The sequence below is a fragment of the Acinetobacter sp. DSM 11652 genome (assembly GCF_900109815.1).
Lineage (GTDB): Bacteria > Pseudomonadota > Gammaproteobacteria > Pseudomonadales > Moraxellaceae > Acinetobacter.
Map to the genome: position 1 here is coordinate 126,136 of NZ_FOBK01000004.1, position 25,341 is coordinate 151,476.

A 25,341-nucleotide genomic window follows, 5' to 3' on the forward strand; every position below is an offset into this window, starting at 1 on the left:
ACTTAGATAAAGAACCAGTAAATAAACAGGGAAACCAAGAAAATACACATGATATTCAGGACAAAGCCGACTTTCATCATTTCACTTTGTTGAATATGGCCAGTACCAAACACAATCGCATTCGGTGGTGTCGCAACAGGAAGCATAAATGCACAAGAAGCACCAATGCCGATCACAATAACTAAAATTTCCTTAGGCATGCCCATTTGATCTGCAATCGCTGCAAATACTGGTACTAACAGTGCAGCTGATGCAGTGTTACTGGTGAATTCAGTCAAGAAGATAATGAACGTAGCAACGACGAAAATAATGAGGAGTGGGGAGGCATCACCAAAGGCATTGGCAAGCGTTTGACCAAGCACCAATGAGCTGCCTGAATCTTTTAAAATTGCACTGAGGGTTAAACCACCTCCAAATAGAAATAAGACGCCCCAATCTGTATTTTCAGCGACTTGTTTCCATGTTGCAGTACCGATAATCACGACCAAGCATGCTGCCAAAACAGCAATCCAAGTATCAGGTTGTGAAATACCAAAGTTCTCGGTCAGCTTTTTGCTGAAGATCCAAGCAATAGCCGTACAGACAAACAATACCATTGTTGCAATTCGAGTACCCGTCCAAGGAATATCCTCAGTCACAAATTGCACTTTATGATTGAGCTTAGGTCTAAGTACCAGATAAAGACTCAAGAGCATGGCAGGTAAAATAAGAAGCATCATCGGTAAACCGATTTTCATCCAATCTGCAAAATCATAGTCTAAAGCTTTTGCTGCAATTGCATTTGGTGGAGAGCCAACCATGGTCCCTAAGCCACCAATACTTGCAGAATAGGCAATACCTAACAGGATAAAAACAAATGTTTTTCGATCTCGACTGACATCTAAATGTGAAAGTAAACCAAGGGCAAGTGGAAGCATCATTGCTGCAGTCGCCGTATTTGAAATCCACATAGATAAAAGTGCTGTTACAGCAAAAATCGCTATTACAGAGATGCCGAGATGACCACCAGACATAGAGATGATCCACATCGCAATTTTTTTATCGAGCTTTTGAATATGCAGCGCGGTCGCTAATGCGAAGCCACCAAAAAATAAAAAAATCACAGGATCTGCAAATGTAGCTAATGCCGCTTGTGTTGTGATTGGTATAAGCTCATCGCCTTTAGCCATAGGCATCGCGAGAAGAACTGCGAGTACGGGTACCAATAGGGCGGTAATCGTGATGTGGATGGCCTCAGTCAGCCATAAAATGCCGATAAAGCAGAGTAATGCCAAACCTTTATTGGCATTTTCATCATAGGGTAAGACTTGATAGAGTCCATAAGAAATAAAAGCGGCGATCAATATCAACACCCAACCTTTGATGAGCCCTTTTGGCATCATGTTGGTCGGGGTCGCGAGTTGTTCCGTCATATTCGCTCCTTTTGAATATCGCTATAGGTTTTATAGTTGCATGTATTAAACTTCTTAATTCTGAAGAATGAATATCCTTATCACTTTTCAAAATATACTATTCAAACAATGAAATCGATTGTTCTAATAAATTATAGCTTTGCCACAGGGCTTGAATACCGAGCAAAAGTAATAGGATCAATACTGTATTTTTAAAAAACTGTTGAGAGATGTGTTGCCTGATCAGTCCGCCGATCCATACCCCAAATATTGCAAAAACACAGATCAACATGACTAAAAGTTGTTGATGCTCATCAATATTGACCAAAATTGGGTAAAGTAGAAGGAGTTGTATCAATTTGCTGGCGATAAAGCTTAAATTACTCACGATCACAATATCGGTTTTACTCAGCTGACAGCTGAGTAAATACATCATTAGAAATGGTGCCATTGCATTGGTAGCACCACCGATAATGCCTGCTAACAGACCGAATATCAGCATATTGAGCACTGACGGGCTGACGGTGAATGAATGTTGTCGTAATTGATCAATCACATACAGCACCATCACCATGCCAAGTAAAAGCTTTAAATAACCTTCATTGAGCCACAATAAAAGTTTTACCCCAAGCAGACTGCCAACTAAGCTACTTAGAATAAGGGGGAAAAATCTTATGCTGTAGTGTTGAATGCTCTGCCATATTGAATACTGAGGGTGAGCAGTTAGCAGAATTAAATTTAAAATGAGGCAGGGAAGAATGACCAAAGTGACAGCGAGGCTGAGCGGGAGTTGAGTAGAGAGTACGGCGGTACTCATCATGGGAAAGCCGAAACCGCTCAGGCCATGTAATAATGCGGCCAGTGCGCATAGCCACAATACCATCCATTCCGACTGTGCCATTGATTGTCCATATTTGTTGTTTTGTTCAAGTTAGCGCTATTTTGAGAAAGATGCAAAATGAGAATAAAAAAAACACGATAATTGGGGGAAATTATCGTGTTGAAAAACTCACCCGAGGTTGTGTGGGTGATTGAGGGTAAACTCAAGTTAAAGCGGTGATCTGTCCTGATGTACAGTGCGCATTGGACGATCATAAGTATCTGAATGTTCGTGCTGAACTTTATTTTTTGGCATCACTAACCAAAGCACTAAGTACACTAAAATTCCTGGAAATGCAGCGCTCATCACTGACACTAGAACAAAAATAATTCGTAATAAATTCGCATTCCAACCAAAACGTTCAGCAATACCGCCCATCACACCAGCAATCATGTTAGAGCGGTTTGAGCGATATAAACCAACATTGGCCATTGAGTTCTCCTTTAGAACCTAAAATAGTCATGAAATAGACTTCGCAATTTCTCTTTAACGTTTGTCTATACATTTTATATGGAGAATAATTTTTAGTTTTAAAGGAGATTATTCACAAAATATCGTAATTTTATGTAATGAAAAAGATAAAACCTTGATGTGGTATAGGTTCTGGATAATTAGACAGAACATGCTAATACTTGTATATCCCTATTTTATAAGGATAATATTTTTATACATCGCAATTTATGAAATGGCTCAAGATATAAAATGATGAATTTAAATTTTAAAGTTCATTCAATCTCAATGTTCAGCATTATCGCCATCATGAATATTGCACTTGCAGCATGTAGCCAGAATGAATCGCCACACATTGAACACATCAACCAAATTCAGGAGTCGCATACGCCTGAGTCTTCTAACTCATTAACGAATGTCGCAGGTAAGGCACGGCCTCCAATTCAAGAGAAAGCGGATACAACACCGCAGTCTGTTGCTAAAGAATGGCAAAAATTTGTAGGTCGTTACCAAACCACGATGCAATGTGATGATGGCTTTGCTCGTTGTGATAAGGGAGAAGCTGAGTTTATTATCAATTTATTGGCTGATGGCACAGCTCATCGTATTTTTATGCATCGTGGTAAGGTTGAATTTACAACGCAACGTCAATATCGCCAAGATCGTTGGTTGTATGATCCGCATCACCATCAAATCATTATTTTGAGAGAGAGTGGGGTTCAGTTTTTTTACGATTTGGATGAGCAGGGTAATATGGTCATGGATCTTGATAAAATTGCCAATGCAACGCAAGTGAACCAAACTTTCTTTAAAGACAATCCGCTTCCGTCACGTGCATATACTTTGCAACGTCAAAAGCTTTAAAGACATAAGAATTGATACTCTATAAGGGTAGCTTGTATTATATTGCAGGCAATAAAAAAGCCTTTCAAGATGAAAGGCTTTTTTAAGAATCTGGTGGGTCGTCCGCGACTCGAACGCGGGACCAACGGATTAAAAGTCCGCTGCTCTACCAACTGAGCTAACGACCCATAGGGGTTTCAAAATAAGTGGTGGGTCGTCCGCGACTCGAACGCGGGACCAACGGATTAAAAGTCCGCTGCTCTACCAACTGAGCTAACGACCCATCTCGTTTTGATGTTGCGTATTTTAGCAAGTTATTTGAGTAGCGCAAGTAAAAAATATAAAACTTTGTTACGTTTGGCTAGAAATGACACAATTTCGTGTTTTCTAGCCAAAAAACAATCGATTTTAGCTTAAAAACGATATTTATACTGTTCAATATTTTTCAGAATCTCTTCATTTAAATCGCAATATGCATCTTCATTTGGTAATAAAACCAAAATACGATCTGAAGTTTTGTCTGGAAAATAAGCTTCTTCCTTTAACTTACTCTTTTGATATTTAAATGTTCCTGTAGTTTCGAGTGTTTTCTGTACACGTAAGAACACTGGAACTGCATAGCTAGGCAAAGACTTCTTAAAGAACTGAGCCATATCGGATAAATCTTGCTCATTTAGTTCAGCACCTTCTGCTAAAGTGATGGCTGCCATACCTGCACGACCGTTAGTATTTGGAATCTCAACGCCGTATACCACTGCTTCTGTGATCTTTTCATAATCACTACAAATATTTTCAACCTCAGTTGTAGAGACATTCTCACCTTTCCAGCGGAAGGTATCACCGAGACGGTCAACAAATTGAGCATGGCGGCACCCGATATCTCGCACAAGGTCACCCGTGATGAAATAAGAATCTCCTTTGGTAAAAACATCATGCATGATCGAGGATTTATTCTTTTCTGGATCGGTATAACCATCAAATGGCGAGCGATTGGTAATTTTACCAATCAATAAGCCTGTTTCACCTTTTTTGACTTTAATACAATGACCTTTTGCATCGCGAATAGGAGCTTCTTTTTCCTTGTCATATTGGATAATGGCATAAGGAATAGGAGAGAAACCTACAGTGTTGTCGAAGTTTAAAATATTGGAAAAGCCGACATTGCCTTCACTTGAAGCATAAAGTTCGAGTACTTCTTCAATGCCAAAGCGATTTTTAAATTTATCCCAAATATTTGGACGCATGCCGTTACCAATCATCTTGGTGACGCGATGATTGCGATCTTGGTGTGATTCAGGTGCATCTAGAAGATAGCGACATAGCTCACCAACATAACCAATTGCTGATGCATTAAATTTTTGAACATCTTTCCAAAAAGAAGAGGTTGAGAACTTACGACGAATCGCTAGCGTCGAACTACCAGCAATTACACCACACCAGCAAACCACCATGCCTGTGGCATGATAAAGCGGTAAAGTGACATACATAACGTCATCTTTATTTAGATTGAGGACATGACCATATGTGCCATACGCTAACATCCAACGACTATTGGTAAAGACTACGGCTTTTGGTAAACCTGTTGTACCAGACGTATAAATATAGAATAAGCCGTCAGCACCAGTCACCTTATGTGTTTCAGCTAGATTATCTTTAGATTCAGATAAAATTTCTTGTGCAAGATTATGATAGCCATCAGGTGCTTGACCAGCATTTTGACGTGTATTTTGATCAGCCAGCCAATAGAGCTTATCTTTTGCGACAGTCAGTTGTTCGCGTACTTCATCTACAGCTTCACGGCATTCTTCACCGACAATTACACCGATTGGTTTAACCAAATTAATACTATGGGTAAGTACCTTACCTGTTTGAGACGTATTGACGAGCGCTGAAACAACCCCAATTTTTGCAAGACCAATGACGGTGGCAATAAGTTCACTACGGTTTTCAACAATGACCGCAATCACATCACCTTTTTTTGCACCCTTAGCGATGTAGTAGTGTGCAATTTGGTTTGCCCAATCATTTAGTTGTTGGTAGGTATATTTCTGATCTTCACATAACAGCGCAATACCTTGAGGATTTTTTTGCGCTGCACGCTCAAAAGCGAGGGCAAGACCTGCTGGCGTTTTAGGAGTACGTAAATAAGCCTGTTTGAGCCCGACAAGAATATTTGGCAACTTCGTGACCAAATGTGGGAGTCGTGCTGCTACGTCTTTGATTCCAATGAGATCGTTTTGATAAGTCTGGCTCATACTGGTCCTATTTTTTGTGATATTCCGTTTAGTCTTTAATTTTTCGCAAGTTTTTTTACTTGGTTTTGTCACTGAATATCTTATCCATTTTGAAAAATTGATCAATTCTGAACAGGATTTTTCAGTCAAAACTTTAAAGACCATAACAAAAAAACCTAGCCACCGTAATGACTAGGTTTGTCAAAAGCTAATGTAGTTTAAGCAAATTACTCAGCTGATGGTGTTGCTTTTTTAGGTGGGCGACCACGAGGGCGACGCGGACGAACAGGTTTATCTTCTTCCTGCTGTTCTGCATCATCCTTATCTGCTTCAGCTTGTGCTACGGCAACTTCCGCCACTTCAACTTTCGCAGTTTCTGCTTCTGTAGGCGCTACTTCAGTTGATTCTGAAGATTTTTCTTCAGGTTGCTGTTGTGAAGAAGTTTGAACTTTTTCTTCAGTCTTCACTTCAGATTGAGTCACTTCAGCTGTCTGTGTTGCTGTTTCTTGATGTGCAACTTCAGATGTTGCATCAGCTGCTTGTTGAGCATCCGCAACAGGTGCTTCAACTTTCACGGCTTCTTGTGCTGCAACTTCTTCAAGACGCGCTTGTTTTGCTTGCTCTGCTGCAAGTTTTGCAAGACGACGACGCTCACGTGGATCGTTTGCAACACGCTTATCAGACACTGGTTTTGGAGGTGTTAAGTCCAACACAGGTGCAGGCTCTTTTTCAGCTGGAGCTTGTTGAACAGCGACATCACGTGTGACTGGTTTTTTCTCAGTAGTAGGTTCAGCAGATTGAGTATTTAAACTCGCTGCATACTGTTCAGTGAACTTTTGCAATGCGCGATTGAAGGTTGGAATTAATCCAAACTGCTCAATCAATACAGAGCAATCCGCACCATAAACATGTTGAATTAAACTTAAAACCGTATGTTGTGCTAAAGCTGGCACTTGTGAAGGGCGAAGCTTCGGCGCATCTGATTTTGCTTTCTGGTCATGTTGATGCTTGTTACGACGACGTTGACGTGGGTCGTTACTTGCACGTTGTGGTGCTTGTTGAGGTTTAACCTCAGCTTCAATGACAGGTTCATCAACCGTAATTTCCACTTGAGGTGCTGACACTTCAGCGTCTGTCACAACAGGTGCTGGAGCAGTTGCTACAGGTGCTGCCACTTCAGGCGTTAATGCAACAATCTCACTTTGTGCTTGATCAACATTAACCACTAACGCTGTTTTAAGCTCATCATTACGAGGTACATCAATTAAATCAACTTTAACTTGAGCTTCTGGAGCAACAGGTGCTGAAGATTGCTCTTGATTTAATACACTTTGATCGCGGTGACGATTTGGGCGTTGTGGACGTTGTGCATTACGGTCACGACGTGGTACAGCTTGTTCAGTTTGTGCTTCGAAAGCCGTCTCATTTTGTTGAGGGCGCTTTTGATGACGTTTCTGATCACGCTGTTCTTGACGTTGCTCATGACGGTTTTCATTGCGTGACTCATGACGATTGTCTTGACGTTGTTCATGGCGAGGTACCTGTACAACTTCTTCAATCACATGTTGATCTGCGTTAACTTCGCGTGTCTCACGTTGCTTATTGCGATTTTTCTTATTATGACGTTGTGGACGCTCGTCTTTTTCAGTTTGGCGTTCTTGGTCACGTGCATCATTTTTCGTAACAGGCGTATGTGAAATATACGCATTTGTTTCAACAGGTGCAGATGCTTCAATTGCCACAGGTGTCACAGGTGCAATATGACCGAATTGACCACGACTTACGGCACCACCGTTCACCATTTGTTCAATTGCAGCCGCTGCAGAGTTAGCCGTACGCGATTGGTCAATCGTACTCGCTTGTTTTTGAACAAAAAGATTTTCTAACCATGCGCATGGGCTAGTTGCTGGAGCAGCTACTGCTGGGGCAGTTTTTTGTGCTACCGCAGGTTGTGTAGCATTTTGATTGTTTTTATGACGCTTATTGCCTTTTTCCTGTGTGACAGGGGCATGCGTAGGTGGAGCTGTATGCTCTTCTTCTAAGTGCCATTCTGAAGACTCATAACCCAACTCTTTTTCACTAGAACGAGTCGCTTCAGTACGTTCATAGCTGGTTGGTGCAAAGCCTTCAGGATTATACGAGATTTCGTAATGTGGCGTTTCTAAATGCGGGTGAGGGAGTACAGTCACACGTACATTTGAAGTTTGCTCCAAATACACGAGGCTATGACGTTTTTCATTGAGAAGGAATGCTGCAATTTCAACAGGAACTTCTACTTGAACTTCACCTTGACGCTCATGAAGTGCAATTTCTTCAACTTTACGCATGATCGAAAGTGAAAGAGAGCGTAAGTCACGAACCATACCTGTGCCATGACAACGTGGACATACATAGCCAGTCGCTTCTTCTAAAGAAGGGCGTAAACGTTGGCGACTCATTTCCATTAAGCCGAAACGAGACAATTGACCGAACTGGATACGTGCACGATCACTTTGAGTTGATTCACGCAGTTTCGCTTCAACCATACGTTGATTACGTTCTTTGGTCATATCAATGAAGTCAATCACGACCAGACCACCGATATCACGTAAGCGAAGTTGGCGAGCGATCTCTTCTGCTGCTTCTAAGTTAGTACTAAGCGCAGTTTCCTCTACATCGTGACCACGAGTAGATTTTGCAGAGTTAATATCGATCGAAACCAATGCTTCTGTTTGGTCAATGACAATTGAACCACCAGAAGGAAGTTTCACTTCACGCTCGTAAGCTGTTTGAATTTGACTTTCGATACCAAAATGAGCAAATAAAGGCTCATTCAAAGTATATGTTTTTAACTTGTCTAACTGGTTCGGCATCACGGCTTTAACAAAGTTATAGGCTTCGTTATAAGCTTGTTCAGAATCAATTAAAATTTCTGCAACATCATCACGTAAATAGTCGCGAATTGCACGAGTAACTACACCAGCTTCCTGATGAACCAACATTGGAGAAGGGCCAGAATTTGCTGTACTTTGGATGCGTGCCCAAAGATCGAGAAGGTGCTGAAGATCAAGTTGAAGCTCTTCTTGTGAGCGACCAATCCCTGCAGTACGTACAATCACGCTCATCCCACGAGGTACATTTAAAGACGCCAACATTTCTTTCAATTCTTCACGAACTGAACCAGAAATTTGACGGCTAATACCACCACCTTTCGGGTTGTTTGGCATTAAGACCAAGTAACGACCAGCAAGGGAAATAAAAGTTGAAAGAGCAGCGCCTTTGTTGCCACGTTCCTCTTTTTCAACTTGAACTAAAAGCTCAGTACCTTCAGTGATTAACTCACGAATGTTTGAAGTTTGACGAGGGTCAGCTTTGTAATATGAGTTTGCGATTTCACGCATTGAAAGGAAGCCTTGACGGCCTGCACCATATTCTACAAACACAGCTTCAAGAGATGGCTCAACGCGAGTCACATGACCTTTGTAGATATTGGCTTTCTTTTGTTCACGAGTACGATTTTCTAAATCGAAATCGTAAAGACGGTGACCAGTGATGAGTGCAACGCGAACTTCTTCGGCATGTGTTGCATTGATCAACATACGTTTCATGGGTGTAACACCTAATAGTGATACACAAGCAAAACATCGCGATTTACGTAGCGAACATCAACCCGCATGGATCAATTCCTAGATCACCATAATCAGTTTGATCTAAGTGTATTACCGGCCTTTATTGATCGGCTTCGGTATTTTGATTCACGTATTGATGACGGCAATACGGCTTTAATCCTGTCACTGATTAAAGAAGCCTGAACATTCACTGGCGGACTAACGGTGCATTGGATGTTCGTTACTTTCACTGTCACATTGCTCGAAGATCATCTCTTCAATTTTTTGATAGAGTGTCTTGATACGGAATTATCGTCGTATCTTTACAAATTGTGCAGATCCAATGCATCTAACGTTATAGCCTGAATGAGAAATCAGGTTGCGACCATTCTGATGTGTATCAGTTAACGTTTAAAAACCAACATAATTGTTGGCGACATATTTTTTTAAACAAACTGATTTATGTGCAAAAGCACAATTAAACGCAACAGTTTGTCTTTTTGCCGATATAATAAGCCTTCGGCGTTGGCATATTCTTTTGGGACCATTCCGAGTTTATGCTAAACAAAAATTTAGTTTGAATTTCAAAATTTTGAAATCTCTAAACAAATGTTCACTTACGGCGGTATCCGTGCGCTGACTATAGCAAACCTTAGATCATCTGCCTATGGGCTACACAGACATTTCTAGTCAATTGGGTAGTCTAAATGATCAGTTTTTAATCGAATTTAGTATTTTTTTAGGTCAACGTAACTGTATGAATTCTACGCAAGAATGGCAAAGCGTCACTTGGTTTGAAGTGGATGAGCACCAATTGGGGCAACGCATCGACAATTTTCTATTCGCTCGTCTTAAAGGAGTACCGAAAAGTCGAATCTATCGTTTAATTCGTGAAGGTCAGGTGCGGGTCAACAAAAAGCGTGTGAAAGCGGAAACCAAATTAAATATTGGTGATCAAATCCGTGTTGCACCGATTCGTTATGAACAAAAAGATGAATCTCAAGCTCCAGTATCAGACAAAGTCGCGCAGGGCTTGTTAAGCCGTGTGGTTTATGAAGATGAAGGTCTTTTAGTGGTGAACAAACCTTCTGGGATTGCGGTGCACGGTGGAAGTGGTGTGGCGTATGGTTTAATTGAAGGCTTACGCGCAGCGACAGGGAAAAAATATTTAGAACTGATCCACCGTATTGACCGAGATACTTCAGGCTTGGTGATGATTTCTAAAAAGCGGAGCGTGTTAAAAACACTTCAAGATATGCTTCGTGAACACAAGATTCAAAAAACTTATGCTGCTGTGGTGAAAGGCCAAGTCACATTAGACTCACAATTAATCGATGCACCATTACATCGCTATGAGTTAGCCAATGGTGAACGTCGAGTACGTGTATCTAAAGAAGGAAAACCTTCAAAAACCCAATGGAAGGTAGCAGAACGCTTCATGCATGCATCACTTGTGTATGCGTCACCGCTTTCTGGTCGTACACATCAAATTCGTGTACATGGACTCAGTATCGGTCATCCCTTGGTGGGTGATGAAAAGTACGGGCATGAGACGGAATATCGTGGACCTAAACCACGCCGTTTATGTTTACATGCAATGCGCTTAGAGATCCCAGGATATCCAGTAATTGAAGCACCATTGCCTGAGGATATGCAAAGCTTGGTTGCACAACTTCGCGCACAAAAAGCGGATAAACCTGTAGTGCAGTCTCAACAAGACTGAGTGCGTCTCAGTGGTTGGTAAGGATTGAATCATTGTGTCATGACGAGGTCATGCAACGATGAGATCTTAATATGTCATTATGATATTTACATGGCATCCACCCGATCAAAATTAGGATAAAAAATATGACATCAGCGGTAAAACTCATTATTTTTGATTGGGATGGCACTTTGTTTGATTCAGTGGGTCAAATTGTTGAAAGTTTAAAATTTGCCGCCAAACAATTTAATCAACCTTTGACTGATGAGGATGCTAAAAGCATTATTGGCTTAGGATTACCTGAAGTTGCGCAGGTTTTATTTCCTCAGGTTCCTGATTTACACGAGGCAATTTTACAGTCTTATTCAGCGCATTATGTTGAGCACTCGAAACATGATCGTTGGTTTGATGGTGTGGCTGAAATGTTGCATGATCTCAAAGAGTCAGGTATTCATTTGGCTGTTGCGACAGGAAAAAGTCGTAAGGGGCTAGATCGAGTACTGGGGCAAACTCAGAGTGTGAGTTTGTTTTCAGCGACACGTGCAGCCAGTGAAACAAAATCAAAACCAGATCCGTTGATGTTGGCTGAAATTTTAGCCGAAACTGGTTTTAATGCAGATCAAGCGATAATGGTAGGAGATACTTCATACGATCTTGAAATGGCATTGAATATTCGTATGCCAAGTGTAGGGGTGACGTATGGCGTTCATGTACCTGAGGTACTACAGCAATATCATCCACTTGCGGTCGTGGATTCCATTGATGAATTACATCAACTTTTAAAAAATTTAATTAATCAGTCAGTTGCTTGCTAAATCACATCGATAAAAAACCCGCTCAATTCAGCGGGTTTTTTATTCACGTTGAACTTTGATTAAAGTCTAAATAAAAGACTTTTGAAAGTAACTCCATAAATTTTTGCACAGCAATACCAGTGGCATTCTTGCGATAACTTACAAAGAGATCAAGCGAAGGTAGCTCTACATCGAGTGGACGAGTCACACTATTTTCCAAGAGAAGTGGCATAATATAGCCAGGAAGAATCGTACACCCTAAGCCAATACCAATAGAGTTAATGTTAAACAAGATATTGTCAGCTTTTTGAACAATTTTAAAAGAAACGCCATTTTGTTCAGCAAAGCCTAAAATGGTGTCATGCAGGGTCTTAGATTGCTCATCTGAAGGGATCACAAAATCAATGCCATCAAGCGCTTTTACAGGAATACGATCGTACTTTGCCAAAGGGTGATCTTTAGGCAGAATAAAAACTAAAGGCTCACGGAGTACAAAGCGACTCTCGATCTCTTCAGAATCTAAACGTTGACGAGTAAAAGTAATGTCCAATTCACCTTTCTTTATGCCTTTGAATTGCTCAATATTATTTAAGCTTTGTAATTCAATTTTTAATTCGGGATTTTGAACACGTAAGTTAGGTAATACATAAGGAAAGATTTTCATTTCTGCAACTGGCACAAAACCAATGCGTAGCATTTTTTGTTTTGCTTTAGACACTTGGCGCGCCATATTAATTGCTTTTTCTGCTTGAGCAATGGTGAGTCTCGCCTGTTCCAGAAACACAGCGCCTTCTTCGGTCAATTCAACTTTTCGTTTGGTTCGATTTAGTAAACGCACACCAACATCTTCTTCTAAATCTTTGATTTGTTGGCTGAGTGAAGGCTGTGCTGTGTAGAGCTTAAGTGCAGCTTTGCTAAAATTAAGCTCTTCTGCAACTGTAATAAAATAGCGCAAATGCCGTAATTCCATATAGCCTTCCAGAGAATAATCTAAAAAATGTCTTAATGTTGCTAAAGATGAGTATAAGTGAAATTGATCAATAAGTAGATGTATTTTGGTATTTAGTTAGTGAATGAAGCATTTTTTTGTATTTTAAAATTTACATGCATTTAATTTCTTACTTAGATAGAAATTTTAGATTTCAAGATCGAACTCTCATCGTGAATGAGTGACTGATTTGTATAGGTTTAGAAAAGATTGTATCTATTAAAGTTGAAACCAATTGTTTCGGCTTTAAGTCTATGAAAAATAATAATGTAGAGAAAAGTACGTTGAAGCTTTGGGAGATCAGTTGTTCAGCGTTAAGTCACATCCTAAACAAAATTTAACTTCCTCTATTTAAGATTTCTGTGGGTGATTAAAAAAACATCAAAAATCAGAAAAAAACAACAAAATCATAAACAAAAAGAAAGTCTGAGTTGTATATGATGAATAATAGAGGGATGATTGGTGTTCTATTTCACAATTTATTGATGAAATTATAACCACTTCATGGGAATTGAGATTGATGTTGTCTTAAATGAAACACGAACAGTGTATCTTTTAAAAACATAATTTAAAAATGCGAATAGATGATGAACATAATCTATTTATATAACTGAATAATCAACTATTTCAAAATCGCTTCGGTTTAAGGTGCTTACATTTATTATGTCTAATTTGACTGATATTCCAACGACGACTTCGAGTAATCCAGAGTCTACACTTGTTGTTGGACGGAAGCCGCAAGATTCTAATCTGCACTATCAACTAAAGACTGAAGATTGTATTCGGCATGTGTGGTTTAAACCAAAACTTAAATTGGTTTCACTGGATCACCATAATGGGCAAAGATTCGTTAATCAGGAACCACGTCCTGCACAGCTCAACCAATGGAATTTATATAAATGGTTGATGGCTCGTAAAAGCTTTACCTGGCAAGGTGATTTCGCGAAAGAGCAACAGGACTTTATTCAAACCAAACGTGCTAAGCCTGAGGCTCGTCCGCATGCAGATTTAGAAGATTGGCAAGTATGGTTTGTTGGTCATGCTACGGTTTTAATTCAAATTGGTCCATATAACTTCTTAACCGACCCTGTATGGGCGGATTATGTAAGCCCAAAGCACGGGAGTGGACCGAAACGTGTTATCCCTGCAGGGATTGCACTTGAAGATTTACCACAGATTCACGCAGTATTACTCAGTCATAATCACTATGATCATATGGATTTAGCGAGTTTGAATTGGCTACATCAAAAATTTGCTATGCCGATCTATACAGGTCTAGGAAATGCAGCCTATTTGCCGAAAGCATTTCATGTGATTGAGATGGATTGGTGGCAGTCTGCCTTATTCAAAGATTTTAAAATTGTCTACACGCCTGCCCAACATGGTTCTGGTCGAGGGCTTCGTGATCAAAACCTTGCATTATGGGGTGGTTTTTCAATTTTATCTGAGCATGGTCATTGTTACTTTGCTGGTGATACAGGCTATGCACAACATTTTAAAGAGATTCACCAGCGCTTAGGTGCACCAAGGATTGCTTTACTGCCAATCGGTGCATATGAACCAAGAGTATTGATGCAATATCTACATATGAATCCTGCTGATGCATTCCAAGCACATAAAGATTTACACGCAAAACGTTCACTAGCGATTCACTATCGTACTTTTCAGTTGACAGATGAAGATCGGAATCAACCTGAGTTGGATCTGCACCAAGCGATGAAAAATGCATCTAAATTTATCAGTCCGTTTTATTGTATTCGGGAAGGTAAAAAACTAATTGTTTGAATAAAAAAAACCGCTGATAACAGCGGTTTTTTTATGGAGATATTAATTAAAGTAAGCCTGGATTTCCTTGTGCTGGGTCAGTTGCACGTGCAGCCTGTGCATCAGCTACGGTCATGCCTAATGCTTTTGCAACACCCTCGCCATATGCTGGGTCACAAGCATAGCAGTTACGAATATGACGATACTTAATGAAATCTAATGCATCGCCCATTGCTGCGGCTGTATTGTCAAATAAAGCCTGTTTTTGCTGATCATTCATGAGATTGAATAATGCGCGTGGTTGACTGAAATAGTCATTGTCATCTTCGCGGTAATCCCAGAAATCTGCCGCACCAGAAATTTTTAATGGTGGCTCTTTATATTGTGGCTGTTCCTGCCATTGGCTGAAACTATTTGGTTCATAGTGTGGCAAAGCACCATAGTTACCATCAGTACGACCTTGACCATCGCGACGGTTTGAGTGAACAGGGCAACGTGGTGCATTCACTGGAATTTGATAATGGTTAACACCAACACGGTAGCGTGCAGCATCTGCATAGTTGAACAGACGTGCTTGAAGCATACGGTCAGGTGAGAAGCTGATGCCTGGCACTAAGTTACTTGGGGCAAAGGCAGCTTGTTCTACGTCTTGGAAGTAGTTTTCAGGGTTACGATTAAGTTCGAATTCACCGACTTCGATCAAAGGATAGTCCCCTTTAGGCCATACTTTGGTTAAGTCAAATGGGTGATATGGAACTTTCTCTGCATCTAGCTCAGGCATGATTTGGACGTACATTTTCCATTTCGGGAAATCACCACGTTCAATCGCATCAAATAAGTCAGTTTGAGAACTTTCGCGATCTTTCGCAATAATCGCTTCAGCTTCTGCATCAGTTAAATTCTTAATGCCTTGTTGCGTGCGCATATGGAATTTAACCCAGAAGCGTTCGTTGTTGGCATTGATAAAACTGAAGGTATGGCTACCAAAACCATGCATGTGACGGTAACCATCTGGGATACCGCGGTCTGACATGACAATCGTCACTTGATGTAATGCTTCTGGAAGTAAAGTCCAGAAATCCCAGTTGTTGGTTGCACTACGTTTGTTGGTTTTAGGATCGCGTTTTACTGCTTTGTTTAAGTCAGGGAACTTACGCGCATCACGTAAGAAGAAAACTGGAGTGTTATTACCTACTAAATCCCAGTTACCTTCTTCAGTGTAAAATTTCATTGCGAAACCGCGGATATCACGTTCAGCATCTGCTGCACCACGTTCGCCAGCAACTGTAGAGAAGCGCACAAAAATATCGGTTTTTTTACCGATTTCAGAGAATAATTTAGCGCGAGTATATTGCGTAATATCATGGGTAACAGTGAAGGTACCAAATGCCCCAGAACCTTTCGCGTGCATACGACGCTCAGGAATCACTTCACGAACGAAGTTACCTAGTTTTTCATTCAGCCATAAATCTTGTGCAAGTAAAGGACCACGTGCACCTGCTGTCATACTGTTTTGGTTGTCTACTACAGGAGCACCAGCATCAGTTGTTAAGTGGGTGACAGGACATTTTTTTGAGTCATCGCTCATATTCATTCTCCATTTATAATATATGTCTTTCTTGATGGTTGGCTGAGCATTCACTTTTATAAGATCTAGCGCTTCCAATACCAGAGACATGAACCGTTTTGTTCGATCATTCTAAAGCAACATTGTGACAAGAATGTGTGTTTTATTGAGTTTACAAATTCATCATAAATCATGATGCGTTCAATTGGAGAGTTTAATTTGTAAATAAAATTCCAATTACCCTCATATAAATTAAGGGTTTATTTGAATATTCACCAATAGAATATTTGGTTCAGGTTAAAAGGATTTAACGATGATTTACAGTAAGGTTTTGGTTGTGCAATTCTTGGATATGAATCATAAGTTTGGTTGTTTAAGTGTTTGAATCTTACTGTCATGAAGCATTGCATGATTACTTCATGACGGCGATTAACTTAAGAATCTTTGTTAAACATCAAGCACAATGATTGGTGAGCGAGCTACAGTGTTGCATAGGGTAATGCGATGTTGAATAGTGGATGAGTCAACTTCTAACTGAGTTTGACCTTCCAATTTAGTGCATACACAGGCTTTGCATAAACCTTGTTGACAACCGCTTGGCAGTTTCAGTCCAGCTTGACGCGCGGCTTCAAGTAAAGTGACATTCCCTTCAATGTCGATACTTGAATTACTCTTTTTGAAAATCACTCGACGTGTAACCCCATCAGACTCAAAACTGAGAGGAGCAGGTTTAAAATTTTCTGTGTGAAATGCTGCTGCTTTAACGCCTGCTTGAATAAGTTGTTGGCGAGCAGAATCGATTAATGCTTGAGGGGCGCAGGCATATACGTGTTGGCATTTAAAATCTCGAATATAAGCTTGGAAAATTTCAAGACTAAAACGTCCTTGTCGTAAATCAGATGCCGACTCGTTCTGAACTTTGGAGCAGATGAAGTGAACATTCAAATTTGAATACTTCGCGATTTGACGAATCTCATTTTCAAACAAAATAGAATTTTCATCATGGTTAAAGTAAAACAAATGAGCTTCAGCTTTACTTTCGATACGCTGATATTTTCTTAACATACTTAAAATTGGTGTAATACCGACTCCTGCTGCGATAAAGATTAACTTCGGCGGAAGGGTGTCTAAAACAAAATCAGGTGTAGATTGTGGTGGACTTACAATCGTCACCTTTGTATTTACAGGAACATGATCATGAATATAGTGAGAAACGATGCCCGCAGGTGTACGTTTCACTGCTATTTCAAAATAGCCATCTGCGCTTTGGCTTTCATGCAATAAGCTGTATTGACGAATATAAGTTTGCCCATTTATTTCAAAGCTTAATGAAATAAATGCACCTGCCTGCCATTTTAAATGTTCCCAGCCTTGAGGCTTGCTCATTTTGAGTGTTTTGACTTGACCATTAAGCTGTATTTCGACTTGTATAACTTTTGCCGACGCATTATAGAACTGTGGCTTGTGTAAATATGTCATGGTTGAGGGTGGCTGATATTGAATTCCTCGTTTGATACGTTTTAGAAATTCTTTTGGTCGAATGAGTAATTTGAAAGGGTTATTTTTTTCTTGATTACCAAAAGGTAGAGTTCTTTTAATGAGGCTGAGCGGTATCGCTGGAATCAGCTTTTCCATGGGTGAATTGTGATAAGGCAAATGATATTTTTCACAAATACTACGTACTACAGCTTTGATTTGTCTTTGACGATTACATGCTAAATCTGGAAATAAATGATGCTCAAGATGTGTATCTAATCCGCCATAAAAGATTTCAAATGGAGGTGGATTTGGATACGGGACCTCATCATCAAGGATTTTTTTGAGAAACTGATCCAGCGGTGCATATGGGATAAAATTGGTGGTACTTTTAATCTGTCGTATGAAATATTCTTCTTGCGTCTCATCAGGTCCAGGATCTGAATAAAGCTCCAAATTTTCAGCGTGATGTTCTAAGAAGAGGATATGAAGTAAAAAACCATAGCCTATCGTTGTTGTAAGATAATTTCCGATAAAAACAGGTAATTTTTTTGACCATTTTGCAGCAACTGGTGCTTCAATAAACTGTTTTTGAACATGATCTTTTATGAGACGAAATGATTGAGTAAAGGTTTCTTTGGAAAGGATTTTTCGACCTTCTGTACGTGCTGCTGATGTGGCTGTATAGAGTGTGAAATAGTAGGATGGAGTGATCATCAGCGCACTGTAAATCAGCAATTGAACACTGTGATGCCCATACCAGCTTTGACCTGCCAAGCTTCTTAAAAAGGAATACCCTAAATCATGATCTTTGCCAACGATGTTGGTAAATGGATGATGATTTTGATGATGCATGACGCGCCATTCACGAGGATCAGTCACAAAGTCCCATACCCAGCGTTCTGAGTGAAACTCGGTTGCTTGGGGGAGGTGATCATAACTTCCGTGCATGATGTTATGACCGAGCTCTGAAAATTCGAGTAGGGTGTGTAAACAACCCAGAATAATGCCCCGTCCCCAAGATTCTAAACTTACACATTCACGAATAAGTTGATCACTGCGTAATTTTATAGCCTTTGAATATGCAGCAACATTTCGAATATGATCAATATCTTGGTCGTTCATCTCGGCTTTGGTTTTTTGATATAACGCCGTGAGTTCATTGACCAGGCTTTGCTGTTCCTCAGCAAGATTGGTATACTTGTTCATAAAAAATTCCATTTTCTTTTTTTATGAATATAAGAGATTGAATTCACTTGTAGAATGATAATTAAACAGTTAAATTTGACATTAGATGACAAATAAAAACGTGAACAATGATGCTTAATTCATGGAAGTTTTTAAGGGAAGCGAATACAGCTCGGGTACTATGTCATGTTGCTGAAAGCTACGGTATTACTTTTGAGCAATGCCTCGAAAATACACAACTGACGAAACAGGATCTTTATCAAGAAAATTTTGAAATCCAAGAGCGAAATGAATTACAGATCATCAGAAATATTCTGAATCTAATCTCTGATGAACATCCCATTGCGCTCGAAGCTGGGCTTCGACATCACACCACCACATTAGGGGCTTGGGGATTTGCAATTTTAAGTAGTCCCAATGTCAGAGAAGCGTTGTTGATCGCGATACGGTATCTAAAATTAGGCGCAATTTTTTCTGATGTGGCCTTGCAAGAAGATGGTGAATTTACACATTTAAATTTATTCCATCATGATCTAAGTGCTGATATGCAATTATTTATTTTAGAAAGAGATATTGCCACGATCATCACACTTCAAAATGATATTCTTGGTGCTCAATTACCCTTTCAGATAGATTTAGCGATGACCAAGCCTTGCTATGCAAACCAGATAGAAGGCTTAACAGGCTATCCTATTTTTTATGATAAACCACAAAGTCGAATCACGATTCAATCTGAATTGTTGCTTACCCCATTGCGTCAAGCTGATGACTTCACTTTTATGCGTTATCAAAAAGAGTGTGAGCATGTATTTCGACGCCGAAAAAGCTTAGGGGACTATAGTAAAAAAATACGTGAGTTTTTATTAAAAAATGCATCCCAAATGCCGACGATTGAAGATATATCGAAAGCTTTAGCTGTCAATATTCGTACCATTCAGCGCAATTTAGCCAATGAAGGGATTACGTTTCACCAATTGGTTAAAAATTTACGTGAGGATTTGGCAGATGATTTATTGCTGGGTACTGATCTCACAATAGATCAAATTTCTGAACGGTTGGGTTATGCAGAAGTATCTGTTTTTTCTAGAGCATTCAAGCGCTGTAAGGGTATGCCACCAGCAAAATATCGAAAGATGATGCAACAATAGCAGAACACAATACTGAGATCATATTAAGACGTTAATAAAAATTTAATGACAATTCAGGTCATCATTTGCACTAGATAATCTACTTTCAAAAGCTATACTCGATAAGATAAATAATGAAGTTATATATAAAAATTCCAAAGAGGGTGCGTTTATGTCGGCATGGATGACACATCAAATACATAATCAATTTGATGAGCTTCAAGATTACAATTTATATACAACAGATCCAATCTTACAAGAAATCTTACAGCGTTATGGCAGTAGAAACTCAGTCCATTTAAGTGAGTTTGGCGCAGTCGTAGGTTGTGAAAGCTTTTATCACCATGCTGATCTTGCCAATAAACATCCTCCTATTTTACATAGTTTTGATGCTCGAGGCAGGCGGGCAGATTTTGTTGAATTTCATCCTTCATGGCACAAATGGATGGCGTTAAATCGTAAATATGCGGTTCATGCACATCCTTTTCTAAATTTCACTCAAGAATCTGGTTGGGTGGATTGGGCAGCAAAATTCTTCCTCAGTGGTCAAGTGGAGTGTGGAAACTTATGTCCAAACTCAATGACCTTGGGCAGCATTCCATTGATTCAAAAAGAACCTGAGCTGTGGAAAAAGCTAGGAGATAAACTTTTATCCACTGAATATGATGAACGCGATTTACCGATTGCTCAGAAAAAATCGATTTGGATTGGAATGGGCATGACTGAAAAGCAGGGTGGTTCTGATGTGCGTGCTAATGAAACGACAGCTGTTCCAGTTGGGCAGTCTGGAAGAGGACAAGCCTATTTACTAACTGGGCATAAATGGTTTTTTTCAGCACCTATGTGCGATGCACATTTGGTTGTTGCTAAAACTGAGCATGATGGCTTGGCATGTTTCTTTGTTCCGCGATGGTTGGAAGATGGCACAAAAAATGCGATTCATATTCAACGACTCAAAGAGAAGGTTGGAAATCGCAGCAACTCCAGCTCTGAGGTCGAATTTAAAGAGGCTTGGGGCATTATGATGGGGGAGGCTGGACGCGGCATTCCAACGATTATTGAAATGGCGAACTATACCCGATTAACGTGTGCGGTAGGTTCAAGTGGCATTATGCGTCAGGCCCTAGTACAAAGCATTGCCTATACTCGTCAACGTCAAGCATTTGGTAAGAGACTTATTGAGCAGCCATTAATGCGGTCTGTACTCACAGATCTTGCTTTAGAAACTGAAGCGGCAATGCAGTTGAGTTTCCATTTGGCTCATTGTTATGAGCATGACAGCGAACTTTGTTTGGCATGGAAACGTATCATGACACCAGCAGCAAAATTTTGGGTCTGTAAAAGAGCAGTAGAGATGACTGGTGAAATGATGGAAGTCTTCGGTGGCAATGGCTACGTCGAACATGGCATCATGGCTCGTCTCTTTAAAGAAGCACCTGTAAACACCATTTGGGAAGGGTCGGGTAATGTCATGTGTCTCGATGTGCTTCGTGCTATTTCTCGTGATCCTGAATCAATCGAGCACTTATTTAAAGATTTAGCATCTACCGCAAGTCACGACAAAATTCTCAATGAAGAGTTGCAGGGACTGTTTAGATTATTTCATCAGGAACCTGATGATTTACAATTTATGGGGAGAAGCTTAGTCAGTCGTTTGGTTGTGCTCTCTCAAGCAGTATTGCTGAAACGTTATGCGCCAGATTTTATTGCCAATGCTTTTATTGCGACGCGTTATCAAAAATTTCATGGTCAAGTGGTGGGAATGCTTAATCCTAAACAAGTAGATGTGACCTCAATTTTAAATCGAGCATTTGCCGCTTAATTATTTTACAAAATCCTTTTCTGATAGACAGCCAACACATAGATGCGGTTGGCTGTTATCGATACATAAAAATAAATAAGTACGACAGTGTGAAAACATAGAATTCACTAGAATCGTGTCATTAAAAATTTTTAAATTTTGATCATATTAAAGTGAATAAAACATGTTGATCAAAAGTTATCTCCTTAATAAAGATTATTCGTCATTATGCATATGCAAAAAAAATCAAAAAAATTAAAGTATTTTTTGGTCTTAGTGGTATTGGTTGCTTTAGCTCTTTCTGTTTATTTCTATATTCAGTCACAAAAAAAGCAGCCAGAACCGCAGACCGTTGAAGTCACTCAAGGTGATCTAACGCAGATTGTTAAAGCCACAGGTGAAATTTATGCATCCGATATTGTCTCCGTGGGTGCGCAAGTCTCAGGTCAAATTCAAAAGCTGTATATCAAGTTAGGACAGGATGTAAAAAAAGGCGAATTAATCGCTGAAATTGACTCGACAACACAGTTGGACAAGCTCAATACCAGCAAAGCCGAACTTGAAGCTGCGAAGGCAGACTTGGCAGCGAAATGTGTCGCTTTACAAACTTTAAAACAAAACTATCAGCGTAAATTAACCTTATACAAAGCTGAAGCAGGCTCTCGTGAAGAGCTCGAACAGGCGAATAATCAGCTTAAACAAGCGATTGCAGATGTTGAGTCAAATGAATATCGGCTGAAACAATTACAGATTAATGTGAATACAGCACAAACTGAATTGGGCTACACACAGATTCGCTCTCCATTGACGGGTACCGTGGTTTCCATGCCTGTTGAAGCTGGTCAAACCATTAACTTTGCACAAACGACACCTTTGATCGCGACGATCGCCAACTTGAATAAGATGGAAATCCGAATGCAGGTCGCAGAAGGTGACTACACTAAATTAAAAGAAAACATGCCAGTTAAATTTAGCACCTTGGCAGACCCCAATGTGAAATTAGATGGTGTGATTCAAAGTATTGATCCTGCTTTAACGACCCTGACCAAAGGAACTTACGACGACAAAAATGAAAATGCGAATGCAGCAGTGTTCTACTATGCAAGAATGTTGGTGGACAACCCTGAGCGTAAGCTCAGTATCGGTATGACAACTCAAAATGACATTATTGTAAATCAAAAAAAGAATGTGCTGAAAATTCCGAAAACAACGGTGATTGGATATGGATCAGATGCCATGGTTTACCTCTATCAATCTGATGCGAAACCTCAACCAAGAAAAGTTGTGACTGGAATTTCTGACTCAAATGATATTGAAATCAAGGCTGGTTTAAAGTTGGGTGAAAAAATTTTGGCAGAGGCACCTGACGATAGTGCGAATACATCAGGCGATACTCAATGAGTTTGATTGAATTAAAAAAAATAAATAAATTTGTAGGTCCAGAAAATAATCAGCAACACATCCTAAAAGATGTCAGTCTCAGTATTGAACAGGGTGAGTTTATTTCGATTATTGGGCAATCAGGTTCAGGTAAGTCTACTTTAATGAATTTACTTGGATGTTTGGATCAAGCCTCTTCAGGACAGTTTCTGTTTCGTGGACAAGATATTTCCTTATTGAGTAATGATGAGCTGTCATCGTTACGTTTAAAAAGTTTTGGGTTTGTGTTCCAACGCTATAATTTATTGAATGCTTTATCTGCTTTAGAGAATGTCGCCTTGCCCGCGATTTATTCAAATTTGAATGCACAAAATCGTTCAGATCGAGCACTGCAACTTTTAGCTCAGCTCGGTTTAGCTGATAAGAGTGACAATAAACCCAATGAAATGTCGGGTGGACAGCAGCAACGAGTCAGTATTGCCCGTGCGCTTATGAATGGTGGTGAGGTTATTTTAGCCGATGAACCCACAGGTGCTTTGGATTCTGAAAGTGGTGAAATGGTCTTGCAAATTTTGGAAGATCTACACCGTCAAGGGCATACGATTATTTTAGTCACTCATGATAAAAGTATTGCAGAACGTGCAGATCGTGTCATTGAAATTAAAGATGGACGCATTCTTTCGGATACGCAGCGTAAATCTTTAGGGCAAGTTTCTCCATCAAAAGTTTTTCATGCGGACATGAAATTCAGCTTTGTTTCCCAAGTGTATGAAGCGATGAAAATGTCTTTGCACTCAATTTTCGCCAATCGTTTAAGGTCATTTTTGACCATGCTAGGGATTATTATTGGCATTTGCTCAGTCACCATTGTCATTGCCATTGGTAATGGTGCAAAAGAAAAGTTTTTGAATGATTGGGGAGGACTGAAAACAGCAACACTTGAGATTTATCCTGGTGGAACAGCTTTAGCTGCATCTGCCAGCCGTTTAAATATGGATGATTTAAATGCTCTCAATGAGATGAAAGAAATTATCCATGTTTCTCCACATGTCAGTTTAAGTGGGAACATGATTTATCAAAATCGTAATATTGATGTGAGTGCAACAGGTGCAGATGGTTTTTATTTAAAAATTAGAAACATGAAAGTTCAACATGGTCGCTTTTTTACACAGAGCGATGTTGAACAGCGTTCCCAAATTGTAGTGATTGATAAGCAAGCTGCTGAAAAGTTATTTGGACAGCAAAAATTAGCTTTAGGTAAAACAGTCTTATTTAATAAGCGTTCTTATGAAGTTGTTGGAATCGCTGAACCTCAATATAGCTCAGGTTCTTCACAAATTTGGATGCCTTATAATGTATTGATGTCACAAATTTCAAGTAGTGATCATGTCAATCTGCTGACTGCGGTACTACATCAAAATACTGACTCAGTGAAAGCCGAAAAGAAAGTGAGGCAACTATTGATTGCTCGTCATGGTGTGGAGGATTTTGATATATATAACAGCGATGAGTCTATGAAGTCCTTTGAAAAATATTTAGGAACGATGACTTTCTTTATTTCTGCAGTAGCCTTTATTTCATTGGTCGTAGGTGGCGTTGGTGTGATGAATATCATGCTCGTTTCTGTGACCGAGCGAATTAAGGAAATTGGCTTACGAATAGCAGTTGGTGCTCGCCAAAGTGATGTGCAGGCTCAGTTTTTGATTGAATCTGCAGTTTTATGTTTAATTGGTGGCGTAATTGGTGTTGCGATCGCCTTGATCGCCAGTTTTATTTTTAATGCGATTAGCTCAGATTATAAGATGGTATTTTCATGGTCAGTTGCTATTATCGCACTGCTATTTTCAACGCTGGTTGGTTTGATCTTTGGTTATATGCCCGCTAAACGTGCTGCAAACTTAAAACCAATTGAAGCCTTAGCCCATGAATAAGAAAAAATTAGAGATGGCTGTTCAGTGAGTATTGTCTGTATTAACAGGTATTCAAAGTTCAAGATACTAAAGTTAACATTTTTTATCGTGGAATTTATTGTTGCAAATCAGTCTAATATTTTAACTGCAAATTCAATTTATTTACTTACTAAACCGTAAGTACTTCTCATCCTTCTTCTGCCTCAATAAGCTTTTAATTCGCCTTGTTGCACTGCCACATCCGCAGTATGACGAGGGG

The 25,341-nt window shown here is 39.7% G+C and carries 16 protein-coding genes and 2 tRNA genes; 8 read left to right on the forward strand and 10 right to left on the reverse strand.

Annotated features, from left to right (window positions below; genetic code table 11):
• Positions 1–2: 2 nt before the first annotated feature.
• From BMW42_RS05580 to BMW42_RS05590, 3 genes are all read right to left on the reverse strand, one after another.
• On the reverse strand, positions 3–1,412 hold the full coding sequence (locus BMW42_RS05580; protein ID WP_092766697.1) for an SLC13 family permease: 1,410 nt from the start codon (positions 1,410–1,412) through the stop codon (positions 3–5).
• A 97-nt stretch (positions 1,413–1,509) separates the two neighbouring features.
• The gene (locus BMW42_RS05585; RefSeq protein ID WP_092766698.1) at positions 1,510–2,292 is read right to left on the reverse strand and encodes a sulfite exporter TauE/SafE family protein; all 783 of its coding nucleotides are present in this window, start codon (positions 2,290–2,292) and stop codon (positions 1,510–1,512) included.
• A gap of 147 nt (positions 2,293–2,439) precedes the next feature.
• Positions 2,440–2,703: a PspC domain-containing protein gene (locus BMW42_RS05590; protein ID WP_035264203.1), complete on the reverse strand. Its 264-nt coding sequence runs from the start codon at positions 2,701–2,703 to the stop codon at positions 2,440–2,442.
• Between the two features lie 270 nt (positions 2,704–2,973).
• Between BMW42_RS05590 and BMW42_RS05595 the strand changes: the two genes are divergently transcribed.
• A complete protein-coding gene (locus tag BMW42_RS05595; RefSeq protein ID WP_092766699.1) occupies positions 2,974–3,585 on the forward strand; it encodes a hypothetical protein in 612 nt (203 codons plus the stop codon).
• A gap of 91 nt (positions 3,586–3,676) precedes the next feature.
• On the opposite strand, the gene BMW42_RS05600 is transcribed toward BMW42_RS05595, so the two are convergent.
• The 4 genes from BMW42_RS05600 to BMW42_RS05615 all read right to left on the reverse strand — a co-directional run bounded on the left by BMW42_RS05600 (position 3,677) and on the right by BMW42_RS05615 (position 9,385).
• Positions 3,677–3,752, reverse strand: a tRNA-Lys gene (locus tag BMW42_RS05600).
• Between the two features lie 19 nt (positions 3,753–3,771).
• Positions 3,772–3,847 (reverse strand) — tRNA-Lys (locus tag BMW42_RS05605).
• Between the two features lie 130 nt (positions 3,848–3,977).
• Positions 3,978–5,819 (reverse strand): long-chain-acyl-CoA synthetase, encoded by a 1,842-nt coding sequence (locus BMW42_RS05610; RefSeq protein WP_092766700.1) that lies wholly within the window; start codon positions 5,817–5,819, stop codon positions 3,978–3,980.
• A 206-nt stretch (positions 5,820–6,025) separates the two neighbouring features.
• Positions 6,026–9,385, reverse strand: coding sequence for an Rne/Rng family ribonuclease (locus BMW42_RS05615; RefSeq protein WP_092766701.1), 3,360 nt, complete (start codon positions 9,383–9,385; stop codon positions 6,026–6,028).
• Between the two features lie 757 nt (positions 9,386–10,142).
• On the opposite strand from BMW42_RS05615, the gene BMW42_RS05625 reads away from it, so the two are divergent.
• Positions 10,143–11,108 carry an RluA family pseudouridine synthase gene (locus BMW42_RS05625; RefSeq protein WP_035264199.1) on the forward strand — a complete coding sequence of 322 codons (966 nt, stop codon included), beginning with the start codon at positions 10,143–10,145 and terminating at the stop codon, positions 11,106–11,108.
• Positions 11,109–11,233: 125 nt separating this feature from the next.
• Positions 11,234–11,902 (forward strand): HAD family hydrolase, encoded by a 669-nt coding sequence (locus tag BMW42_RS05630; RefSeq protein ID WP_092766702.1) that lies wholly within the window; start codon positions 11,234–11,236, stop codon positions 11,900–11,902.
• 43 nt (positions 11,903–11,945) lie between these two features.
• On the opposite strand, the gene hcaR is transcribed toward BMW42_RS05630, so the two are convergent.
• Positions 11,946–12,851, reverse strand: a complete 906-nt coding sequence (hcaR, locus tag BMW42_RS05635; protein WP_092766703.1) for a DNA-binding transcriptional regulator HcaR — start codon at positions 12,849–12,851, stop codon at positions 11,946–11,948.
• Between the two features lie 681 nt (positions 12,852–13,532).
• Between hcaR and BMW42_RS05640 the strand changes: the two genes are divergently transcribed.
• Positions 13,533–14,654, forward strand: a complete 1,122-nt coding sequence (locus BMW42_RS05640; RefSeq protein WP_092766704.1) for an MBL fold metallo-hydrolase — start codon at positions 13,533–13,535, stop codon at positions 14,652–14,654.
• A gap of 46 nt (positions 14,655–14,700) precedes the next feature.
• Here the strand turns inward: BMW42_RS05640 and BMW42_RS05645 are convergent, their stop codons facing one another.
• Together BMW42_RS05645 and BMW42_RS05650 are read right to left on the reverse strand one after the other, a co-directional pair.
• Positions 14,701–16,221: a catalase gene (locus BMW42_RS05645; RefSeq protein ID WP_035264193.1), complete on the reverse strand. Its 1,521-nt coding sequence runs from the start codon at positions 16,219–16,221 to the stop codon at positions 14,701–14,703.
• 426 nt (positions 16,222–16,647) lie between these two features.
• On the reverse strand, positions 16,648–18,885 hold the full coding sequence (locus tag BMW42_RS05650) for a fatty acid desaturase (protein ID WP_092766705.1): 2,238 nt from the start codon (positions 18,883–18,885) through the stop codon (positions 16,648–16,650).
• 107 nt (positions 18,886–18,992) lie between these two features.
• Here BMW42_RS05650 and BMW42_RS05655 point away from each other — a divergent pair, with 107 nt between their 5' ends.
• From BMW42_RS05655 to BMW42_RS05670, 4 genes are all read left to right on the forward strand, one after another.
• Positions 18,993–20,012, forward strand: a complete 1,020-nt coding sequence (locus BMW42_RS05655) for an AraC family transcriptional regulator (protein ID WP_092766706.1) — start codon at positions 18,993–18,995, stop codon at positions 20,010–20,012.
• Between the two features lie 151 nt (positions 20,013–20,163).
• A complete protein-coding gene (locus BMW42_RS05660) occupies positions 20,164–21,813 on the forward strand; it encodes an acyl-CoA dehydrogenase family protein (RefSeq protein WP_092766707.1) in 1,650 nt (549 codons plus the stop codon).
• A 207-nt stretch (positions 21,814–22,020) separates the two neighbouring features.
• On the forward strand, positions 22,021–23,193 hold the full coding sequence (locus BMW42_RS05665; RefSeq protein WP_092766708.1) for an efflux RND transporter periplasmic adaptor subunit: 1,173 nt from the start codon (positions 22,021–22,023) through the stop codon (positions 23,191–23,193).
• Complete coding sequence (locus tag BMW42_RS05670; protein ID WP_092766709.1) at positions 23,190–25,103, forward strand: ABC transporter permease; 1,914 nt, start codon at positions 23,190–23,192, stop codon at positions 25,101–25,103. Before BMW42_RS05665 ends, BMW42_RS05670 begins: the two co-directional genes overlap by 4 nt.
• Positions 25,104–25,341: the final 238 nt, after the last annotated feature.